This window comes from Streptomyces sp. NPDC093586, from assembly GCF_044764905.1.
In the GTDB taxonomy this organism is placed as follows: Bacteria; Actinomycetota; Actinomycetes; order Streptomycetales; family Streptomycetaceae; genus Streptomyces.
The window spans coordinates 115736-132882 of the sequence record NZ_JBIWJA010000010.1 but is presented as its reverse complement, the minus strand read 5'-3'; the positions used below and the strand labels follow the sequence as shown (position 1 = coordinate 132882).

The following is a 17147-nucleotide window of genomic DNA, read 5'->3' as shown; positions in this document are numbered from 1 at the left end:
AACCTCTCAGTCGGTGGGGCGGGTACGGGCGAGGTCGGCCGCGGCCTGGCGGATGGCGTGGCAGATGGCGGCCTCGTCGCCGGGGCTGATGCGCGGGTGGAGGATCGGGCACAGCAGGCGTGCGGCGAGCTGTTCGGCGCGCGGGCAGTGCTGGCCCTGCGTGTGCTCGCGGATCAGGCCGTGGCTGAGGTAGGTCACCGGGTCGCTGATGATGCTGCCGACGCCGTACCGGTTAGCAAGGTGGTTCATCAGCTCATGCCGGCCGGCACCCGCCCACTTCTCGGGGACGAGCAGGTTGTGCCGGTAGTAGAGGTGCTGCCCGTTGTCGAGCGTGGGCGGCAGCGTCAGCTCCTCGATGTCCGCCAGAGCGCGGGTGCGCGAGTGGGCGCGGAGGACGCGGGCGCTGTTCATCTCGTCCAGCCGCGAGAGCTGGACCAGGCCAACCGCGGCCTGGGCTTTGGACAGCATCTGGTTGGTGCCCCAGTGGTCGCGGCCGCCGTAGGCGCGCAGCCAGCGCAGCCGTTCGGCCAGCTCCGGGTCGCTGGTGGTGACCATGCCACCCTGGCCCAGGGTCGTCATGAGCTTCTTCGACTCGAAGCTGAAGACCGTGGCCCAGCCCTCCGCGCCGACCCTCGCGCCGGACGGCGTACGGCCGCCGCAGGCCCGCGCCGCGTCCACGATGACGACCGGCGGCCCGTGCACGGGGTGGGGGTGGGCAGCGGCCAGGTCGAGGAAGGGCCGCAGGTCGGCGACAGCCCCGTTCCAGTGGGTGATCAGGATCGCCCGCGTGTGCTGGGACATGACCCGCTCCGTGTCGGCCGGGTCGAGGTTGAGGGTGGCCGGGTCGGGCTCAGCGAGAACCAGACGGCCGCCCTGCCCGATGACCGCGATGTGCGGGCCGACGAAGTTGAGGGCGCAAGAGATCACCTCGTCCTCCGGCGCGAGCTGCAGGTGCCGCAGGACCATCTCCATGGCCGTGCCGCCGGAGTTGAAGGACACGGCGTGCTCGACGCCCGTGTGGGCGGCGAACGCGTCCTCGAAGGCCCCGCAGTAGGCGGACTGCTTCCAGCCGGTCCGCCAGTCGTCGGACTCGGTCCACACCTTGAGCAGGGCCTGGTGCTCGGCGTCGGTGTACCAGCCGCCCTGGGCCGGCTCGACGGGCCAGCGCAGGCCCTCGGTGTGCTGCGGCACCGTGTTCGGGTTCGTGGGCATCAGGCTCGCCCTCCGGGGATGAGGACGGGCAGATGCTGCTGCTCGAAGTCGCTGATCGCCCGGACCTTCGCGGCGGCGGACGATCCGGGATCGAAGCGGTAGGTGAGCCATTCGACGGCCAGGCGGCGGGCCAGGCCGAGGCCGATGATGCCCTGACCGAAGGTGAGGACCTGAGCGTTGTTGGAGCACACCGCGGCCCGCACGGACAACGAGTCGTGTGCGGTGACGGCCCTGATGCCCCGCACTTTGTTGGCGGCGATGGCAACGCCGAGGCCGGTGTGGCAGACCAGCAGGGCACGGTCGGCCTGGCCGTCTGCGATGAGCCGGCCTGCGGCGAAGGCGATCTCCGGATAGGTGGCCTGGGTGGGCTCGTCGACGCCGATGTCCAGGACCTCGGCCACCATCGCGTTCGCCCGCAGGTCGTCGGCGAGCGCGTCCTTGTAGAAGCGGCCCGCCGCGTCGGAGCCGACAACGATGCGCAGGCGGGGGTCTTGCGTGCTCATGCTTGTCCTCCTCGATCGAGTGAGGGATGGCTGGTAACCGGCGGCAGGACGGAAGAGGAGGGGGGAGCCGTCGCCCGGCCGCCGGTGCTGGGGCGCCCGCCGCAGGACGGGCGGGGAAGGCCGCTACAGCGCGGCCCGGGGGCCACACCAGCAGGTCTGCGCCGGCATGTCCGGCCTCGAAACAGGGGCCGAAGTGCTAGAGCCGTAGACGTCGGTGACATGCGGGGCGAGGATGACCGCCGGGGGCATCAGCCCGATCAGGGCGAGCAGCGCGACGGCCCGGCCGGGCTGTGACGGCGGTGCCTGCATGGCGTGCTTCCCGCTCACGGGGCCTCCTGCGCGCCCAGCGGGGACCACGAGAACAGCACCCGCACGCCCCGTTGCCGGCACCAGGCGATCTCCGGATAGCGCAACGCGTCGTCGGGGCTGATGCTGTTGGGCCACCGGACGATGACGGCCGTCATCTGCCCGTGCTCGGCCATCTCTTTCACCCGTCGCCAGCCGGGCCGCTTGGCCGGGTCCGGGTCACCGTAGGGATCGGTGATCTCGGCGACGATGCGCATGTGGTGCTCGTCGGCGAAGGCGTGCCCTTCGTCAACCGCGTGTTCCTCGGGCACAGTAGGCCGTTCCGTGCCGCGCTGGGCGCACACGTACAGCACTGCCGGCGCCAGGGCGCCATCGTGTGAGCTGTTGCTGGTGTGCACGGTCTTGATCACCCATTTCCGGTCAATGTGGGGGACTCATCGGGGTGGTGACCAGTGAAGGGCTGGGTACGGACCGTGAGGAGGTGCCAGGCTGTAGGCCCGCGTAGGCCCGTGTAGGCCAGCCCAGGACGGACCGTGTGTCTCCTGGTGACGCAGAAGGGGGCGAGGTGGCCAGAACACCCACGATCGGCGAACTGATGCGGGAGGCATACCAAGCGCGTGGCTGGGGGCCGGCGAAGCTCGCCCGGGAGTTAGGGATCGCCGAGGGCCGCGGCCCTGACGGGCTCGACCGCCAGTCCGTGCGGCGATGGGTGGTCGGTAAAAGGGTCCCCACGTACTGGTTGCCGTACATCGTGCAAGTCCTGGAGCTGGACGCAGACTTGGTACAGGCCGCTCAATCCTCCGAGCCGGAGTCGGCTGCGCTGGATACCGTGGCATCTGTCATCGAGTTGGGAAGGAGCGACGTGCTACGCCGGAACTTCCTCGCAGCGTCGAGCACCTACGCGCTGAGCGCCCTTGGCCTGCCGGACCCCGAGGCCGTCCGGCGCCGCGTGAACCGTGCCGGTGGCGTACGCGTCGGCAAGGGCGAGGTCGCTGCCGTACGGCAGATGATCAAAGCGTTCGGTGACACGGCGGCCGAGGTCGGCGGCGGTCACGCCCGGCACCTGGCCGTGCGCTACCTGACCGAAGACGTGGAACGCTGGCTCAACGGCCATTACACAGAGGCCACCGGACGAGACTTGTTCGCGGCGACCTCGGAACTCGTTCACCTGTGCGGCTGGATGGCGCAGGACGAAGGCAACCAGGGCATGGCCCAGCACTATTACGCCCACGCCTACGCCCTCGCCTCAGAGGCCGGCGACCCGGAACTGTCCGCGACCGCGCTGCGCGGGCTGGCGGTCCAGGCCATCGACCTGGGGCCGAAGTTTGCGGCAGCAGCTCTGCGGCTGTCCGAACGCTGCGTCGAGGAGGCCAAGCCCCTGGACGACCCGCGGGCCGTCTCGTACTACCAGACCACCCTCGCCGACGCCGCCGCACTGGACGGTGACCGACGATTGGCCACGCAGGCACTGAAGGCGTCTGAAACGGCGATCGAGAAGACTCCCGACGCCCCGCCTGGTGCATCGTGGGCCTCGCACTTCAGCATCGGCCGATGGGCCCACCACTCCGGCATGATCCTCGCGCGACTCGGCGACCTCGACGGAGCCACCCAGCACCTCCATCAAGCCCTGGAGATCCACGGCCTCGACCGACGCCGCAGCCGCGCCATTGTGCTCGCCGACCTGGGCCGGGTCCATCTCCAACAAGGCGACCTCGACACGGCACTCGCCACCTGGACGGCGTTTCTCGACTGCGCGGACGGCGTCCGCTCCGTGAAGATCGCCGAAGCAGCCAACGACATGCACGTCCGACTCGACCGGTACGAGGACCTGCCTGAGGTTGAGGAACTGAGGCAGCGGGCTGCTCCACTCTTGCCCACACAGGTCGTCTGACAGGTTTGCGGGCGTTGGTGGTGGGCGCCGTCCTTCGGGGTCCGGCAGCGATGTTTCGGCCCCGCGTCTTAGTTCGCCGGGGGCAGACAGCGAACATCCGGACATGGCTGGCCTACGCCTCGATGGCATGTCAACGTAGACGACTTCTCGCTTAACACCACGTCAAAGGACCTGCGCAGGAAACGTGCGGGGAGCCAACTGGGCCCCGTAGCCGAGACCGCCGCACAGCCGGACAGGCACTCCCGTCCAGCTCCGCGTACTGCCGGCGCACAAAGACAGACTCCCAAGCCCTTGGAGGCGCACCTGCATCCCGATTTCCCAATCGATCCACCCGCTCCGGCCAGCCTCCCGTCCGCGTACTGGGTCTGGCCCCGGCACCTGGCCGGTGACGACGGGCGCCTCTACGACGCCGTCGCTGACACGCTCGCCGACCTTGGTTGGACGAGCCTGACGCTCGTCCGCGGGCGCCGGGAACCGGAGGAGGCGCCGGAGGACCGTGAGGCCCTGCGCAGCACTGTCCTGCACATCAGCCCCGACTCCCTGCGGTGGGCGCAGTGGGTTCTGCCGGACGAGCCGTTCCACCTGGGGAACCTGCCGATCGCCTGGCACGTGACCGCTCGTACGGACCTGCGCAGCCCGCTCGCCCAGTGGTCGGCCTACTTCACCCCCGAGGTCCCAGGGGAGATCCTCGCCGGCTTCCTCACCGCGCTCGACGCCCGAGATCAGCCCGCCCTGCCGCGCGGTGGCCCCGAGCTGGTCCTCGACGCGGTAACGGCACACGGCTGGCTGCGCGACGTCGACCAGCCCGGCACAGGAGCAGTTGATCCGACGTTCGCCTCCCACATCTACCTCGGCGAGGTGCCGCCCCTCATCCAGGATGGCGACCCACTCGCGCTGGTGGCCGAGGCGGACGAGACGGCTCTAACCGGGTGGCAGGCGTGGGCCGAGCCGGTGCTCGGCGCGGCCTACCTGTGGGCCGCGTCGTTCAGCGCCAGCGTGCCGCACGACCTCGTCGCCACATTCGCCGACTCCCTCAGTTCCAGCGCGCCGGTGCTGCGCCGGGTGCTCCCGGAGAGCACACGCGACCGACTCCTGCGCGCACCAGCCCGCTGACGGCCATCTAACGCCTGGAAGCCGGGCCTCCCCAAGGGGATGCCCGGCTTCGTGCTGCTGCGCCTTGGCCGGCATCAAAAAGACTTCTGTCGAACTGAACGCGTGGGCGGATAGTAATTTAACAGGTTGGCCCGGCCGCTATTTGGGCAGCCCTGAGGAAAGCCAGTCCATGGCCCTCATCCCAGCGACGACCAATTGTCTCGCATCAAGATGTGTCGGAGTCTTGAGCTTATGGGCCATCCTATTCCGCGCGTTGAAGAGCGCTCCGAGATCCGACCAGAGCGCGGGATCATCTGCTTCGAGGGATCGGCTAATCACTGCTTTCGCAATCGGCCCGTAGAGGTCGACGGCGGTACCGTGCTCTTGCTGGAGTGTTCGCAGGCTGGGCGTGGATCCGGGGGGTCGGCAAGACTTGAGGGATTCCTTGGCATACGTCTCGGCCGCCACTGCCGCCAACAGAATAGCCATCCCGGGCTGTGGGCTGTTGGTCGACTGCGTCAGGTACCGCGCTTGCGCGAGCAGCGCTCGTGCGGGCGAGACACCGTCGCGCAGTGCTCTCGTGGCCGTGTCGACGGTGAGTGCGGGCAGCCCCACCACCATGGGGTATCCGGGATTGAGTGGTTCAGGCGCCGGCAGTTCGAGACCCTGGGTGATGTCTCTCACTGTGAGAGAAAGCATCTTCGGGATCTCTCCCACCATTCCGACGCTCGGCTGCTCGACCCGCAGCGCGTCGGACAGGCGTGCAGCGGCGAACCTAATGGCCGTGATGGCGGCTTTCAGTTCTGTTCGCACGACATCGTCATCAAGGTCGGAAGTGAGCGTGAAAACGGTGTGCGCGGTGAACCGTGCCGGGCCCAGCGCCACCGGTGCGCTGCCGTCGCCCCACCAACTGACGTATCCCTCAGCAGGAAGCTGGCCCTCGAACTTGGGGAAGGCGAGCACCACATCGAAGGCATCGACCGTGGTCGTGAGGGGCACAGAGGCGAGGGCAGGGTCGATGTGGCACATGCGGCCGACGGTCGGCTCACTGGATGCCTGGTATACGGCATCTATGCGGATCTCATTCATAGGGAATGATGTTCGCCTGTGGGCCTAATGTTCCGCAGCCGACTTCCGGAGTCTTGGGCGCCGCGTTCGCACTCGGACTAGCAATCCAGGGTGGGTGGCCGGCGCAGCCTTGCACTTCCACCCCACAGACACGTTTGCAGGGGCTGACGAGTCACCCTGCTCCGAGTCACCCTGAGGTGCCAATGGGCCCCGTATGGACCGCGGCGCCCGCGCAGTGTGTGGCGCCGGTAGGCTATAGCCGCTCCGCCCCAGGTGGGACGGGGCCGAGGTGGGTTGACCGAGCGGCCTAAGGGAACGGTCTTTAAGACCGTCGTGGCAGCGATGTCACCGTGGGTTCAAATCCCACCGCCTCCGCACGATGAGCAGTGAGAAGGGCCCTTGAACTGAGTGTTTGGTCGGGGGCCGTTCGCGTGCCTGGACCCAGGTACGGTCCGACGTTCTCCGTGGCTGACCGCTGGGGCACGGCCGGCCAAAGCGCTGCACCAACTCGCCTTTGTCCCTCTTGTCCTCCAGTTCATAGGTCGGGCGAGGCGCCGAGGTAGAACCGGGAGGCGCCCTGAGCCCGAACCGTCGAGTCGTCGGGCTTCGGTCAGCGACGTCCGTCTCTAGCGCTGGTCTGTTCGGATCAGTGAGAGGACGACGAAGCCCCCGAAGGACACACGCCACCGACGGCGCGAGACGGAGTCGCCTGGAGCCTGTCGTGCGAGTCCGTGCGTTCCCAACGGACCATTCGTTAGAAAAGTGCGCTTTGACCTGCGCACTGATGCCTGAGTGCCTGTAATCATGAGACGGGCCTGGGTATCGAGCCTGGGCCCCTGGACATGTCTGACGCGCCTTTCCCGCATCGAGGCTGCTTGTTACTTGACGGTAGCCTCTCCTCGAACTAAAGTTCGATCGCACCCGGTTCCAAAAATCAGCCCTCTCGTGAGGTAGGATTTTTGGAACGATGATCGGGGAGGACCACATGGAAGCCGTGTGCCACGTCGGTGACGACGCAGTCCAGCGACTGCACACCCTCGGGCTCGTGCCCGATGACGTCTATACGCCGTTGGGCAAGGCATCGGCCGAGGCCCGGCTCGCCACTGAGCTGGACTCGCCCGGCATGGCTGGCTACACGTTCTGGTCGCGCTGCAATCGGTTCTTCCGGGAGCAGATGCAGAAGAAGGCTGGGTGGGGGTACAGCAACTCTCAGCAGATCCTTCGGTGCCTCCATCCGACCGAGCGTTTCGCCATCACGGCCGTCAGTGCTTCGGGGCCCGTGGGTGACGAGGGGGCTGCCTGGTCGGGTGCTATCCGCACGAAGAACCCCAAGGGGCCTGCTGTAGCTCGCCTCGTTCAGCGGAATGAGGAACAGCTCGCGCTGTTCCCGATCCCTGGTCAGCAGGCTGAGCTGCCAGACGTGAACGAATTGCCCACCTGGTTCCTTCTCTACAAGTCCACGAAGGAGGGTCTTTCCTTCGAACTTTCCATGCCTATTCAGATGCATGGGAAGTACGTGGACACCTGGCGTGAACGGATCATCCTCCCGGATAACCCGTTCCGCGGACCGGAGTTCGATATCAAGCGGCTGGACGAGGTCGTCGAAGATGTCGCCGTTGATGTTCCGGTGGAGTTTAAGGGAGCCATTTAACCCGCACTACCTATGGAGATGGTTGTCATGTTGACTTCGTCGCGGCTAGTTCTTGCGCGAAAGCGAAGGCGGATGACACTATCTCGGCTTGCGCAGGAATCTGGGGTTTCAGTGCGCAGCCTCACGGCCTTTGAGAATGGCCATAAGCAGCCGTCGCCTGAAACCCTGGATTCCTTGGCGGCTGCTCTTGAGGTGCCAGTTTCCTTCTTTACTGCATCAGAAGTTGACGAGATTCAAGTAGACGCTCTTTCCTTTCGCGCTCTCTCGAAAATGAGTGCACTAGATAGGGACGCGGCACGCAGTGCTGGACGGTTGGCAGTGGAGATCAACCAGTGGATGGAAGATCGATTCAGCCTGCCCAGCCCGGACGTTCCTACACTCCCCCATCTCCCTCCAGAAGAGGCCGCAGAACGTGTGCGCGCACTGTGGGGGCTAGGTGAGGCGCCCATTCCGAACATGGTGCACCTGCTGGAGTCGCATGGTGTGAGGGTCTTCTCGTTGGCTGCTGACTGCGCCTCAGTCGATGCCTTCTCGCTGCGCTGGAAAGAGAAGACGCCATTTGTATTTCTCAACCTAGAAAAGAGCGGTGAGCGGGGTCGCTTTGATGCGGCTCATGAGCTCGGGCACCTTGTGTTGCATGCCGCACACCGAGTGCCTCACGGGGCGGAGGCGGAACAGGAAGCCCAGCAATTCGCATCAGCCTTCTTGATGCCACGCTCGGGAATCTATGCGCAAATGCTCCATGGTGCAGACGCTAAGAGGATTCTGAGCGCCAAGAAGAAGTGGAAAGTGGCCGCAGTTGCTTTGGCCTATAGATTGAAAGATCTGGATCTCGTTACAGACTGGGGTTACCGGACATCCGTCAAGCAGCTCTCCCAGATGGGCTACCGGCGTGGCGAGCCTGACGGTATCTTGCGGGAGACATCTCAACTTCTGAGCAAGGTGTTCTCCGCTTTGAGGGCTGGGGGATTTTCCTTGTCGAAGATCGCTGAGGATCTAGATATCACCGTCGACGAATTGAGTAGGCACGTCTTCGGGTTGGTACCTCTAGCGCTTGAAGGCGAGAGCGAAGGTTCGGCGCCTTCTGCCCGTCCCAATCTCCGGTTGGTGCACGGATAAGCTCTCGCTGCAACCCACCACTCTGCCCAGCTCCCATCCCGTCCGCCGCCGGCCCACACCGTGGAGGGGGCGTGGTCCATGGCGTCCAGGTGGAGGGCGCCGCTGTTTACCCGCGAGCGGCCTGGCGGCCTGCTTCTACCGCTGCTGTAGGCGCTGCTGTTCGGCAGGTGCCGTCGCCACCGTCGAGGGCCGGGGGCTGGGGTTCTGCTGGGCGGGAACCGAACCCGCGATGGTTGAGCGTCGGCGGGCGGCTTCGGCTCGGCGGTTGGGTGCCGGGTTTCGGCTGGTGTGCTGGATGCGGGTGATGAGGACGCGGGCGGGCTGGCGGGCGGTGGTCAGCTCGCGCTGTGCGGCGGCTTCTGTGAGGAGCTGGTGGGGCTGGTAGCCGCGGGCTTGGGCATCGGCGAGGACGGTGGCGAGTGCCGGCCAGGCCGGGTCGGTAAGAATCCGCTCGGCGTGGTCGGGGACTGCCGCTCGTACGTCGCTGGCCAGAACGCCAAGCGCTTGCTCCCTGGTGGGCCGTGCCGCGAGTTCGGTGAGCGTAGGGGTGAGGGCGTTGTCGGCGGCGGTCTGGAGGTGCTGGACTGCCTGGCGGGCCGCTTCGGCCTGGTGGGCGTGGTTCTTCGCCTCGTGCCAGCGTCCGGCGACGATGGCAGACCAGACGAGGCCGGCGAGCAGAGCGGCCAGCGCGCTGCCGTCGGGGCCGGTGGCGGTGTGGACGATGTCGCGTGCCGCAAGACGCAGGGCGTGGGCAGCGCGGTCTTCGGCGCGAATCTGGGAGCGCTGGGCCCGGGCGAACGCCTTGGAGGCCGCCTGGAGTTCGGCGCGCAGGTTGGCCGGTGCTTTCTGGGCGGTGGCTTCGATCAGTTCGCCGAGGGCGGTGATGTGGGCCTGGGCGCGAGTGTCGTCGACCAGGTCGCTGTGGAGGGTGTCGAGTGCGTCGGCAGCCTGGTGCCAGGGGGTGCTGGGGCGGTTGCGGCGGGCGGTGGGATGCTCTTCGACTCGGCTGGATTCGAGGCGGGCCTGGATCTTGGGCAGGGACAAGTCGGGGGCGATCCTGCCTCCGGAGTGGAAGATCTGTTCACCGTCCTCGTTGAGGTCGCCGGGGCGGCCGGCTGCGTAACCGAGGAGGTCTCCTGACGGGCCGCGCCGGGCTTTGACCTCGATGCCGTCGGCTTCAAGGTAGGCGAGGAATTCCTCGGCACCGGTCACGTGCGGGATGGCGGCGCGGATGCGGTCCTGGAGCCATTCACGGCTGCTCTGGTCCCAGCCGAGTCTTTCAGCCTTGTGCATCTCAGCCTGGGTGGGCCGGCGCGTACCGGTGCGGTCTCCCTTGTTCAGGCGGCGCAGCCCGTAGTCCTTCTCGATCTCGCGGCAGGCGTCGCCGACGCGCAGGCCGCTGTCGTGGAGTTTGGGGCGGCGGCCGTCCTCGCGGACGGTGGTGGCGAGGATGTGGATGTGGTCGTCGGCGTGGCGTACGGCGATCCAGCGGCAGGCCAGGTCGTCGCCGGCGGGGGCGATGCCGGCGGCCTGGACGATGCGCTGGGCGATCTCGGCCCACTCGGCGTCGGAGAGGTAGCGGTCCTCGGGCGCGGCGCGGACGGGGCAGTGCCAGACGTGGTCGGTGACCTTCCTTCCGAACTCGCTGTTGCGCAGCCTTACGGGTTCGTCGAGGTGGCGGGCGAGTTCGGTGAGGGTAGCGTTCTCGTCGCGGCCGGGGTCGGGCATGCCGAGCATGGCGAAGCCGGCCACGATGTGCGGGTCGAGGTGTTCGTCGTGGCGGCCGGGTCCGTAGAGGTAGGCGAGCAGGCCGCGGGTGTTGGCCCCGGCCGGTTTGATGGCGGCGATCACGCGGACGCCTCCGTTTCTGGGTCGGCGGGCTGGCGCAGGGCCTCGGCGATCAGCTCCAGCAAATCCTGGACTTCTGCAAGGTGCCGGCGGATGTCGGGCGGGGTGTAGTCGCTGTTGAGGGCTCGGGCGATCTGGTTGACGTTGACGCCGATGCGGTTGAGCTGGCGCAGGACCTGCGCGCGGAAGATGTGGGTGCGGCGGCGGTCCTCGGACAGGGGCAGGTTGGCGGTGAACCGGCCGCTGATGAACGCCAGGACGATGTCCGCGGCGAAGCCGGATTCGCCCTTGTAGCCGTGCTCGGCGGCGGCTTCCCTGAGCCGGGTGCGCTCGTCGTCGGTGAAGCGCAGGGGGCCGACGCGGTCATCACGCTTGTCGCCGGTGAAGCGGCGGATCGTCGGCTGGACGCTCTGCACGGCGGGCTCGCCGGCGATAGCAGCGTCTTGACGCACAGGGTGGAGGATCTGGCGCTGGACGGCGTGGAGCGTGTCCGGGTCAGGGCCGTCCTCGGCCACGGCCTCCTGGTCCTGCGCCCCCTGGCGCCGGGCCGTCTCTGCCACCCCCGGGGCGGAGATCCCCGAAGTCCGGCCTTGAGTCGGACTCGGGGTACTACTGGCTCCGCCAGGGGCACCCCGTCCGAACGCACGCCGCAGACGGTTCATCAGCGTCGGGGACTTCGTCAGCGCCATCGGCTCGTCTGGGGCGTTTTCGGGGTGGTGCGGGTCGTGCGTCACGGGCGGCGCTCCAAGGGGGATGGGCAAGGCGGGCGGTTCCGCAGGAGAGGGCAGCGGAGTGGGGGGTCACCGCCCCGTCCACAGATGTGGATAAGCGGGCGTCGAGTGAAACCGGGGATCGACTGGCCGGGGTGACCGGAAGGGTTCCGGTCACCCCGGTGGGAATCCGGTCAGCCGCTGTCCGGACCGGTCTCGGCGGCGGATTCGATTTCGGGCCGGAGGGTGGTCATCACGTCGGTCTGCCGCTCGCTGCTGATCGTCAGCCCCTTGGTCTTGACGGCCTTTCGGAGCAGTGACCGGGTCAGCGTTCCGTGCTCGGCGAGGGTGATCCGGCCGATCTCCACGAGTTCCTCAAGCGTGGCGCCGGGCGGACGGCCACCACGCGGCCTGCTCTCCGCAATCCCGGAAGGTGGTTCCGTTAGCTGGCTGGGCACAGCGGCCAGCGGCTCGGTGGGCCGGACCGGCTCGGCCGGCGGCTCGCCGATCGTGGCGGGGGCGGCGACCGGTGGTTCCGGCGCCAGAACCGGCGCGGGATCCGGATGGCCTGCGGGTTGGTCGACGAGCTGGTGGATCTGCCGCATCAGGACACCGAAGGCCAGCAGTGCGGCGGTCGGAGGAACCGCGGCGACCACGTAGTCGAGCAGCGGCACGGTGCCCGCGCTGCCCGTGCCGTTGACTCCGGCCACGTTGAGCGCGATGGAACCGACCGACCCGGTGGCCGTAAGGGCGATTGCCCACTTGTCGGTCACCCTGCGCAGGCCCGCGCGGAGCATGAGCAGTTCACCCGCGACGATGAACGCGTCCAGGGTCGCAGGCCAGGCCCAGCGGCGGGTGGGAGAGCTGCGCAGCCCGTGCTGGCCGGCGACCTCGGCAAGGTGCGCGTACGACAGCCAGAATCCGCTGATGGTGAGGGCGACGATGACCAAGCCGGCCGCACCGAGCGTGTACCGCTCGATGTCCTGCTTGGTCATCGACAGCCGCCCTCCGCCGGGGCGGTGCCCACGACTGGTGGGTGTGGGGTTGGAGGTGGGGAGGGTCAAGCGGGGTGCTCCTGGGGGTGTGGCGGTGTGATCCGTCTTGCCGTCTTGGCCGTTGCAAGCGCAGGTCAGGGCCGGTACGGCAGGGGCCTTGATGTGCCGTACCGGCCGGGTCCGGGCGCTTCCCGCGTGTGCGGGCGCGGCCTGGCGGCGAGGGTCGGCCGGTGGGGTCTCGGCCTATCCCTTGCGGACCGGGACGGCACCGCTCCGTTGTGCCGTCCCGGCAGACCGGGCTTTGACCTGCGGTGATACGGCGCGGACGCATGGGACGGCACAAGACGGATCCGGGCGGCGTCTCACGGCAGCAGCGATCGCCATGATCGTGCTGCCGTCTTGTCCCCGGTTGCCGTCTTGCCTGCGTGCCGTTTGACCTGCGAGATCACGGCAGGGACGGCAGGGACGGCCACCCGGGGGGTGCGGGGCTCAGCCTGTAGCGGGGGCGGCAGGCTCGGCGTTCACCGAGTGAACGGTGGGGCAGTAGCGCCGCCAGGCGTCGAGGAACTTGTTGCGCATGTAGCCCTTGCGCTGGGTTCCGTCGGCGAGGCGGACATTGCCGGGCCTGATGCCGAACTCCCGGAGCATCGCTGCCAGGTCCTTGGCGTTCAGCCCGTTGCGTCCCCACTCCGCCCACGGGCTCTCGGCATCCAGGCGGAGCTGGTGGAGCAGCTCGTCCGTGGTGAGGCTGTCGGGCTCGCGCTGTGCCACGAACACCCTGCGGATGTCCGCGAGGATCCGGGCCCCGCCGGACCGGTCCTCCTCCGCCTCGACCTCGGCGGCGACCATCCGTGCACACGCCTCGCGGGCGCGCCGGGGCCAGGATCCGGCAGCCAGGTCCGCGATGATGACCAACGGCTCCCAGGTGTCCGCGGCCCGGTCCTCCACCGGCATCTCCGGCTCCAGATCCGCCGCCTCATCCAGCAGCGGCCTCGCCCATGCAGCGACCCGGTCGCGCAGGTCGTGCAGAGCCGGGATGTCGCGTCGGGAGCGGAAGGGCTTGACGCGCTCCCCGTCCGCCCGGCGGCGCATACGGACCACCACAGCCCGGTCCATGATCGTGTCGGGCAGGTCACCGATCCCCGCCAGCGCCGCCATGGCGAAGGTAGCGAACCGGTGCGGGGTGTGGTCGTTGCCGACCACACGGGTGACGTAGCGGTTGCGCTGATGGCCGGCGTTGAGCAGGCCGCGCATCTCCTCGTTCTTCTCCGCCTGCTTCGGCGTGCCGAAGATGGTGTCCGCCTCGTCCACCAGGAGCGTGGGCGGTTCCTCGGTGATCGACCGGAAGACCGCAGCCGGTGTGGTGTTGATGGTGAGCATCGGCTCGTGGACCGTCTCGGTCAGCACATCCAGCAGCCGCGACTTACCGCACCGCTTCGCCGGCCCCACCACCGCCAGCCGCGGCGCATGCTGCCAGGCGGGCTGCAGATGCGTCGCCGCCACCCACAACGTCACCGCATCCAGCGCCTCCGGCGACGGCAGAATCACGAACTTCGCTATCTGCCCACGCAGTTCATCCAGCAGCATCGACCCAGCGGTCGGCTCCGGATCCGGCAGCGGAGCCTCGGCCGGCGCGGCGGGCTCGGATTCGCCCTGGCCGGACTTGCCCGGCACTGCGACCGGCGGCCAAGCGGCGACAGGGGGTACGGGGGTGGAATAGGGCGCGGGGTTCTCAGGTTGCACTGGGCGGCTCCTCTTCTGCGGCTCCGGGCATGCAGGCCCAGCGGCGCGGATCGTTCGTTGGATGCGGGCGACGGGGATTCCCGGGCCTCCGGCGTTGCCTCGCCGGAGGCCCGCTGCGTTCCGAGACGGAACACGCGCTGCGTTCCGAGTCGGAACAAGGGCTCTGTCCCGAGTCGGAACAGGGGCTTTGTCCCGAGTCGGGACACTCGCTCGGTTCCCCGAGGGAACACGGACAGTACGTCCGCCCTGGGCAACAGTCCAGCATTTCTGTGTCAGCTCAGCGCAGAACCGTCTGCTATGTTCCCGCCCCTTCACGCCGCCAGACCCAGCAGCTCCCACAGGTCGGCGGTCACCACCCGGTAGGCGTTGCCCAGGCGCAGCACCTTGCACGGGTAGGCGCCCCGCTTCGCCAGCTCATACCCCTTGCTCCGGCCGAGCCCCAGCGCTCGATTGCTCGTGTCCAGGTCAACCGCCACGGGAAGGGCGAGCACCTCTTCCCGACTCATCCCCTTCAAGCCCTTCGAGTCTTCGGTCATCGCGTCGTCGCGCATACAGTGCGCCCCTTTCCATGCAGCCCTCGGCGAACGCGGTCATCACGTCCGGCTCCAGGCGTCTATAAACCAGGATGGCCAAGCTAATGTGTCTCTATGACACAACCCGGTTTCGATGATGGAAGCGACGAGGACGACGTCCCCGAGTGGGCGGACCGGATCAAGGCCAACGTGGCCGGAGAAGTCCGACGCAGAAGGAAGGAGATGGGGTGGAGCGCACAGGAACTGGCAGACCGGTGCGAGCAGCTCGGCCATCCCATCCCGCGCAACGTGATCGCCAACATGGAGTCCGGGCGCCGGGCGGTCCTCCCCCTCGTGGACGTCATGGTCCTGGCCGCCGCCCTGGAGACGTACCCGGTCTGCCTGATCTTCCCGGTCGGCTACGTCGAGCAGGCCCAGGAACTCCCCTTCCAGCACCTCGTGCCCACCTGGGACGCCCTGCGCCGCTTCACCGGTGAGGAGGAGGTGCCCGGCCACGACGCGGGCCTGGTCCCTGACTTCGAGCTTCACGCCAGTCTCGTCCGCACCGCTATCGCCGCACTCGAAGAGGAAGAACGCGCCCGGTTCGCAGCCAAGACGGCCACCAGCCGCGCCGAGAAGGAGGAAGCCGAGCGCAGGCGGAGCAAGTACGCCGACCAGGCCGTCTCGGCCAAGTACAGGCTCCGCTACCTCCGCCGCGACCTCCGCGACGAGGGGGCCACCCCACCCCCGCTACCGCCCGCACTCGGCGACGTAGACCTGCCCGAACCCGATACCGACACCTCGGAGGAACGCCTTTGAAGGGCTCCACCCACCGCCGCTGCTACTGCCGCGACCCCGAGACCGGCAAGCCGCTCGGCAAGAACTGCCCCAAGCTCTCCAGCCGCAAGCACGGCTCGTACTCCATACGCCAGGAGCTACCGTCCCGCGAGGACGGCACCCGCCGCTCATTCAGCCGCGCCGGCTACGACTCCCTCAAAGCCGCCCAGGCCGACCTCGACCACGTCCGTGCCCTCCTCGGGCTCGCCGAATCCGACGATCCCGAAGGGCTGGCGCATATCGCCGAGCTACTGGAGAAGGTGGCTGACGAGAAGGCCCCGCTCCCGAACGTCGAGGAGACGCGGCGGCGCCTCAGCCACGGCCTGGATCTGACCAGCCGACTCACCGTCGGCGAGTGGCTGGACATGTGGCTGGCTGCCAAGAAGGGACGGCCGAGCGCCATCAGCCGAGATGAGAGCAACATCCGCGTCCATCTCAAACCGCGGATCGGGCACATCCGGCTCGACCGCCTGCGCGTCAGCCACCTGTCGGAGATGTTCGAGGCCATCGCAGAGGCGAACGTCGAGATCGAGGAGGCCAACGCCGCCCGCCGCAGGGCAATCGAGGACCTTGCCGAGATCCCCTGGAAGGGGCGCGAGCACCGCGCCCGCCGCAAGGTGCTGAAGGCCGCCATCGCCGAGATGGATCCTTTCCGCCGCATGGTCACTCCGGCCACGCGTCAGCGCATCCGCTCCACTCTGCGGGCCGCGCTGAACACCGCGATCGCCCAGCAGCTCATCACCTTCAACCCGGCGGCGCACGTCCCGATGGAGGCGGGCAAGCGCCCCAAGGCGCTGGTGTGGACCGAGGAGCGCATTCTCCACTGGAAGCGCACCGGCGAGAAGCCATCACCCGTGATGGTGTGGACGCCGGAGCACACCGGCCTCTTCCTCGACCACGTCGCGGAGGACCGCCTGTACGCGCTGTGGCACCTGGTCGCCTTCCGTGGGCTGCGGCGTGGCGAGGCGTGCGGGCAGAGGTGGACCGACACTCACCTCCATGAGAGCCGTATCACCGTGGCCAAGCAGCTCGTCGTCAGCGGCTGGGAGGTGTACGAGGACGATCCCAAGACCGACGCCGGCGCCCGCACCATCGCGCTCGACTCCGACACGGTCCAGGCCCTCAAGCAGCACCGCGTCCAGCAGGACAAGGACCGAGAGGAATGGGGCAGCGCCTGGGTGGAGACCGCCCGTGTGTTCACCAAGGAGAACGGCGAGATGCTCCACCCCGCCAACGTCACCCGACGCTTCATCGAGCTGTACGAGGAGATCGGCCTCCCGCCGATCCGGCTCCACGACCTCCGCCACGGCGCGGCGACGCTCGCCCACGCGGCTGGTGCCGACCTGAAGGACATCCAGGAGATGCTCGGCCACTCCTCGATCGCCATCACAGCGGACACGTACACGAGCCTGCTCCCGGAAGCCGACCGCGCGATCGCAGAGGCCGCCGCCCGCCTTGTCCCGCGCGCACGCCGAACGGGTGATGCCGAGGGGGCGGAAGCCGAGCGAGAGGCGCCTGACGGCGTGGAGTCAGGCGCCGAGGAGATGCCGGCGGATGCCGGGGAATCCGCAGCCCAGTCGGGCATTGATGACGCATCCGCTCACGCACCGCTCACGCAATCGGCCCCGGACGAGGAGTCCGAGGCCGAGTAAAGCGCCTC

Annotated in this window: 15 protein-coding genes; 6 read left to right on the top strand and 9 right to left on the bottom strand. The window is 68.2% G+C overall.

Going from position 1 to position 17147, the window contains the following annotated elements:
* Positions 1-6: 6 nt before the first annotated feature.
* The 3 genes from ACIRFH_RS13800 to ACIRFH_RS13790 form a co-directional block, all read right to left on the bottom strand.
* On the bottom strand, positions 7-1212 hold the full coding sequence (locus tag ACIRFH_RS13800; RefSeq protein ID WP_403520051.1) for a DegT/DnrJ/EryC1/StrS family aminotransferase: 1206 nt from the start codon (positions 1210-1212) through the stop codon (positions 7-9).
* Entirely contained in the window at positions 1212-1715 is a 504-nt protein-coding gene (locus tag ACIRFH_RS13795; RefSeq protein WP_403520049.1) for an RpiB/LacA/LacB family sugar-phosphate isomerase, read from the bottom strand. Before ACIRFH_RS13795 ends, ACIRFH_RS13800 begins: the two co-directional genes overlap by 1 nt.
* Before the next feature lie 323 nt (positions 1716-2038).
* Positions 2039-2431 carry a recombinase family protein gene (locus ACIRFH_RS13790; RefSeq protein ID WP_403520047.1) on the bottom strand — a complete coding sequence of 131 codons (393 nt, stop codon included), beginning with the start codon at positions 2429-2431 and terminating at the stop codon, positions 2039-2041.
* 155 nt (positions 2432-2586) lie between these two features.
* Here ACIRFH_RS13790 and ACIRFH_RS13785 point away from each other — a divergent pair, with 155 nt between their 5' ends.
* Complete coding sequence (locus ACIRFH_RS13785; protein ID WP_403520045.1) at positions 2587-3912, top strand: tetratricopeptide repeat protein; 1326 nt, start codon at positions 2587-2589, stop codon at positions 3910-3912.
* Positions 3913-4203: 291 nt separating this feature from the next.
* A complete protein-coding gene (locus ACIRFH_RS13780) occupies positions 4204-5025 on the top strand; it encodes a DUF317 domain-containing protein (RefSeq protein ID WP_403520044.1) in 822 nt (273 codons plus the stop codon).
* A gap of 138 nt (positions 5026-5163) precedes the next feature.
* Here ACIRFH_RS13780 and ACIRFH_RS13775 read toward each other — a convergent pair whose 3' ends face one another.
* Positions 5164-6093 carry a hypothetical protein gene (locus ACIRFH_RS13775; protein WP_403520043.1) on the bottom strand — a complete coding sequence of 310 codons (930 nt, stop codon included), beginning with the start codon at positions 6091-6093 and terminating at the stop codon, positions 5164-5166.
* Positions 6094-7039: 946 nt separating this feature from the next.
* On the opposite strand from ACIRFH_RS13775, the gene ACIRFH_RS13770 reads away from it, so the two are divergent.
* The gene (locus ACIRFH_RS13770; RefSeq protein WP_403520041.1) at positions 7040-7723 is read left to right on the top strand and encodes a hypothetical protein; all 684 of its coding nucleotides are present in this window, start codon (positions 7040-7042) and stop codon (positions 7721-7723) included.
* Between the two features lie 12 nt (positions 7724-7735).
* On the top strand, positions 7736-8842 hold the full coding sequence (locus tag ACIRFH_RS13765) for a helix-turn-helix domain-containing protein (protein ID WP_403520039.1): 1107 nt from the start codon (positions 7736-7738) through the stop codon (positions 8840-8842).
* 135 nt (positions 8843-8977) lie between these two features.
* On the opposite strand, the gene ACIRFH_RS13760 is transcribed toward ACIRFH_RS13765, so the two are convergent.
* From ACIRFH_RS13760 to ACIRFH_RS13740, 5 genes are all read right to left on the bottom strand, one after another.
* Entirely contained in the window at positions 8978-10693 is a 1716-nt protein-coding gene (locus tag ACIRFH_RS13760; RefSeq protein ID WP_403520038.1) for a relaxase/mobilization nuclease domain-containing protein, read from the bottom strand.
* Positions 10690-11250 (bottom strand): plasmid mobilization relaxosome protein MobC, encoded by a 561-nt coding sequence (mobC, locus tag ACIRFH_RS13755; RefSeq protein ID WP_403520036.1) that lies wholly within the window; start codon positions 11248-11250, stop codon positions 10690-10692. The genes ACIRFH_RS13760 and mobC overlap by 4 nt, the downstream gene beginning before the upstream one ends.
* A 344-nt stretch (positions 11251-11594) precedes the next feature.
* Positions 11595-12395, bottom strand: a complete 801-nt coding sequence (locus ACIRFH_RS13750) for a DUF2637 domain-containing protein (protein ID WP_403520170.1) — start codon at positions 12393-12395, stop codon at positions 11595-11597.
* A gap of 489 nt (positions 12396-12884) precedes the next feature.
* Positions 12885-14138 carry a DUF3631 domain-containing protein gene (locus ACIRFH_RS13745; protein ID WP_403520034.1) on the bottom strand — a complete coding sequence of 418 codons (1254 nt, stop codon included), beginning with the start codon at positions 14136-14138 and terminating at the stop codon, positions 12885-12887.
* Positions 14139-14449: 311 nt separating this feature from the next.
* Complete coding sequence (locus ACIRFH_RS13740; protein WP_223001486.1) at positions 14450-14689, bottom strand: hypothetical protein; 240 nt, start codon at positions 14687-14689, stop codon at positions 14450-14452.
* Positions 14690-14785: 96 nt separating this feature from the next.
* Here ACIRFH_RS13740 and ACIRFH_RS13735 point away from each other — a divergent pair, with 96 nt between their 5' ends.
* Positions 14786-15469 (top strand): helix-turn-helix domain-containing protein, encoded by a 684-nt coding sequence (locus ACIRFH_RS13735; protein ID WP_403520032.1) that lies wholly within the window; start codon positions 14786-14788, stop codon positions 15467-15469.
* Complete coding sequence (gene xerC / locus ACIRFH_RS13730) at positions 15466-17139, top strand: tyrosine recombinase XerC (protein ID WP_403520030.1); 1674 nt, start codon at positions 15466-15468, stop codon at positions 17137-17139. Before ACIRFH_RS13735 ends, xerC begins: the two co-directional genes overlap by 4 nt.
* Positions 17140-17147: the final 8 nt, after the last annotated feature.

Coding starts and splice junctions, on each gene's coding strand:
- ACIRFH_RS13800 (WP_403520051.1), bottom strand. CDS start 1,212: ATGCCCACGAACCCGAACACGGTGCCGCAGCACACCGAGGGCCTGCGC.
- ACIRFH_RS13795 (WP_403520049.1), bottom strand. CDS start 1,715: ATGAGCACGCAAGACCCCCGCCTGCGCATCGTTGTCGGCTCCGACGCG.
- ACIRFH_RS13775 (WP_403520043.1), bottom strand. CDS start 6,093: ATGAATGAGATCCGCATAGATGCCGTATACCAGGCATCCAGTGAGCCG.
- ACIRFH_RS13770 (WP_403520041.1), top strand. CDS start 7,040: ATGATCGGGGAGGACCACATGGAAGCCGTGTGCCACGTCGGTGACGAC.
- ACIRFH_RS13765 (WP_403520039.1), top strand. CDS start 7,736: ATGGAGATGGTTGTCATGTTGACTTCGTCGCGGCTAGTTCTTGCGCGA.
- ACIRFH_RS13750 (WP_403520170.1), bottom strand. CDS start 12,395: ATGACCAAGCAGGACATCGAGCGGTACACGCTCGGTGCGGCCGGCTTG.
- ACIRFH_RS13740 (WP_223001486.1), bottom strand. CDS start 14,689: ATGCGCGACGACGCGATGACCGAAGACTCGAAGGGCTTGAAGGGGATG.
- ACIRFH_RS13735 (WP_403520032.1), top strand. CDS start 14,786: ATGACACAACCCGGTTTCGATGATGGAAGCGACGAGGACGACGTCCCC.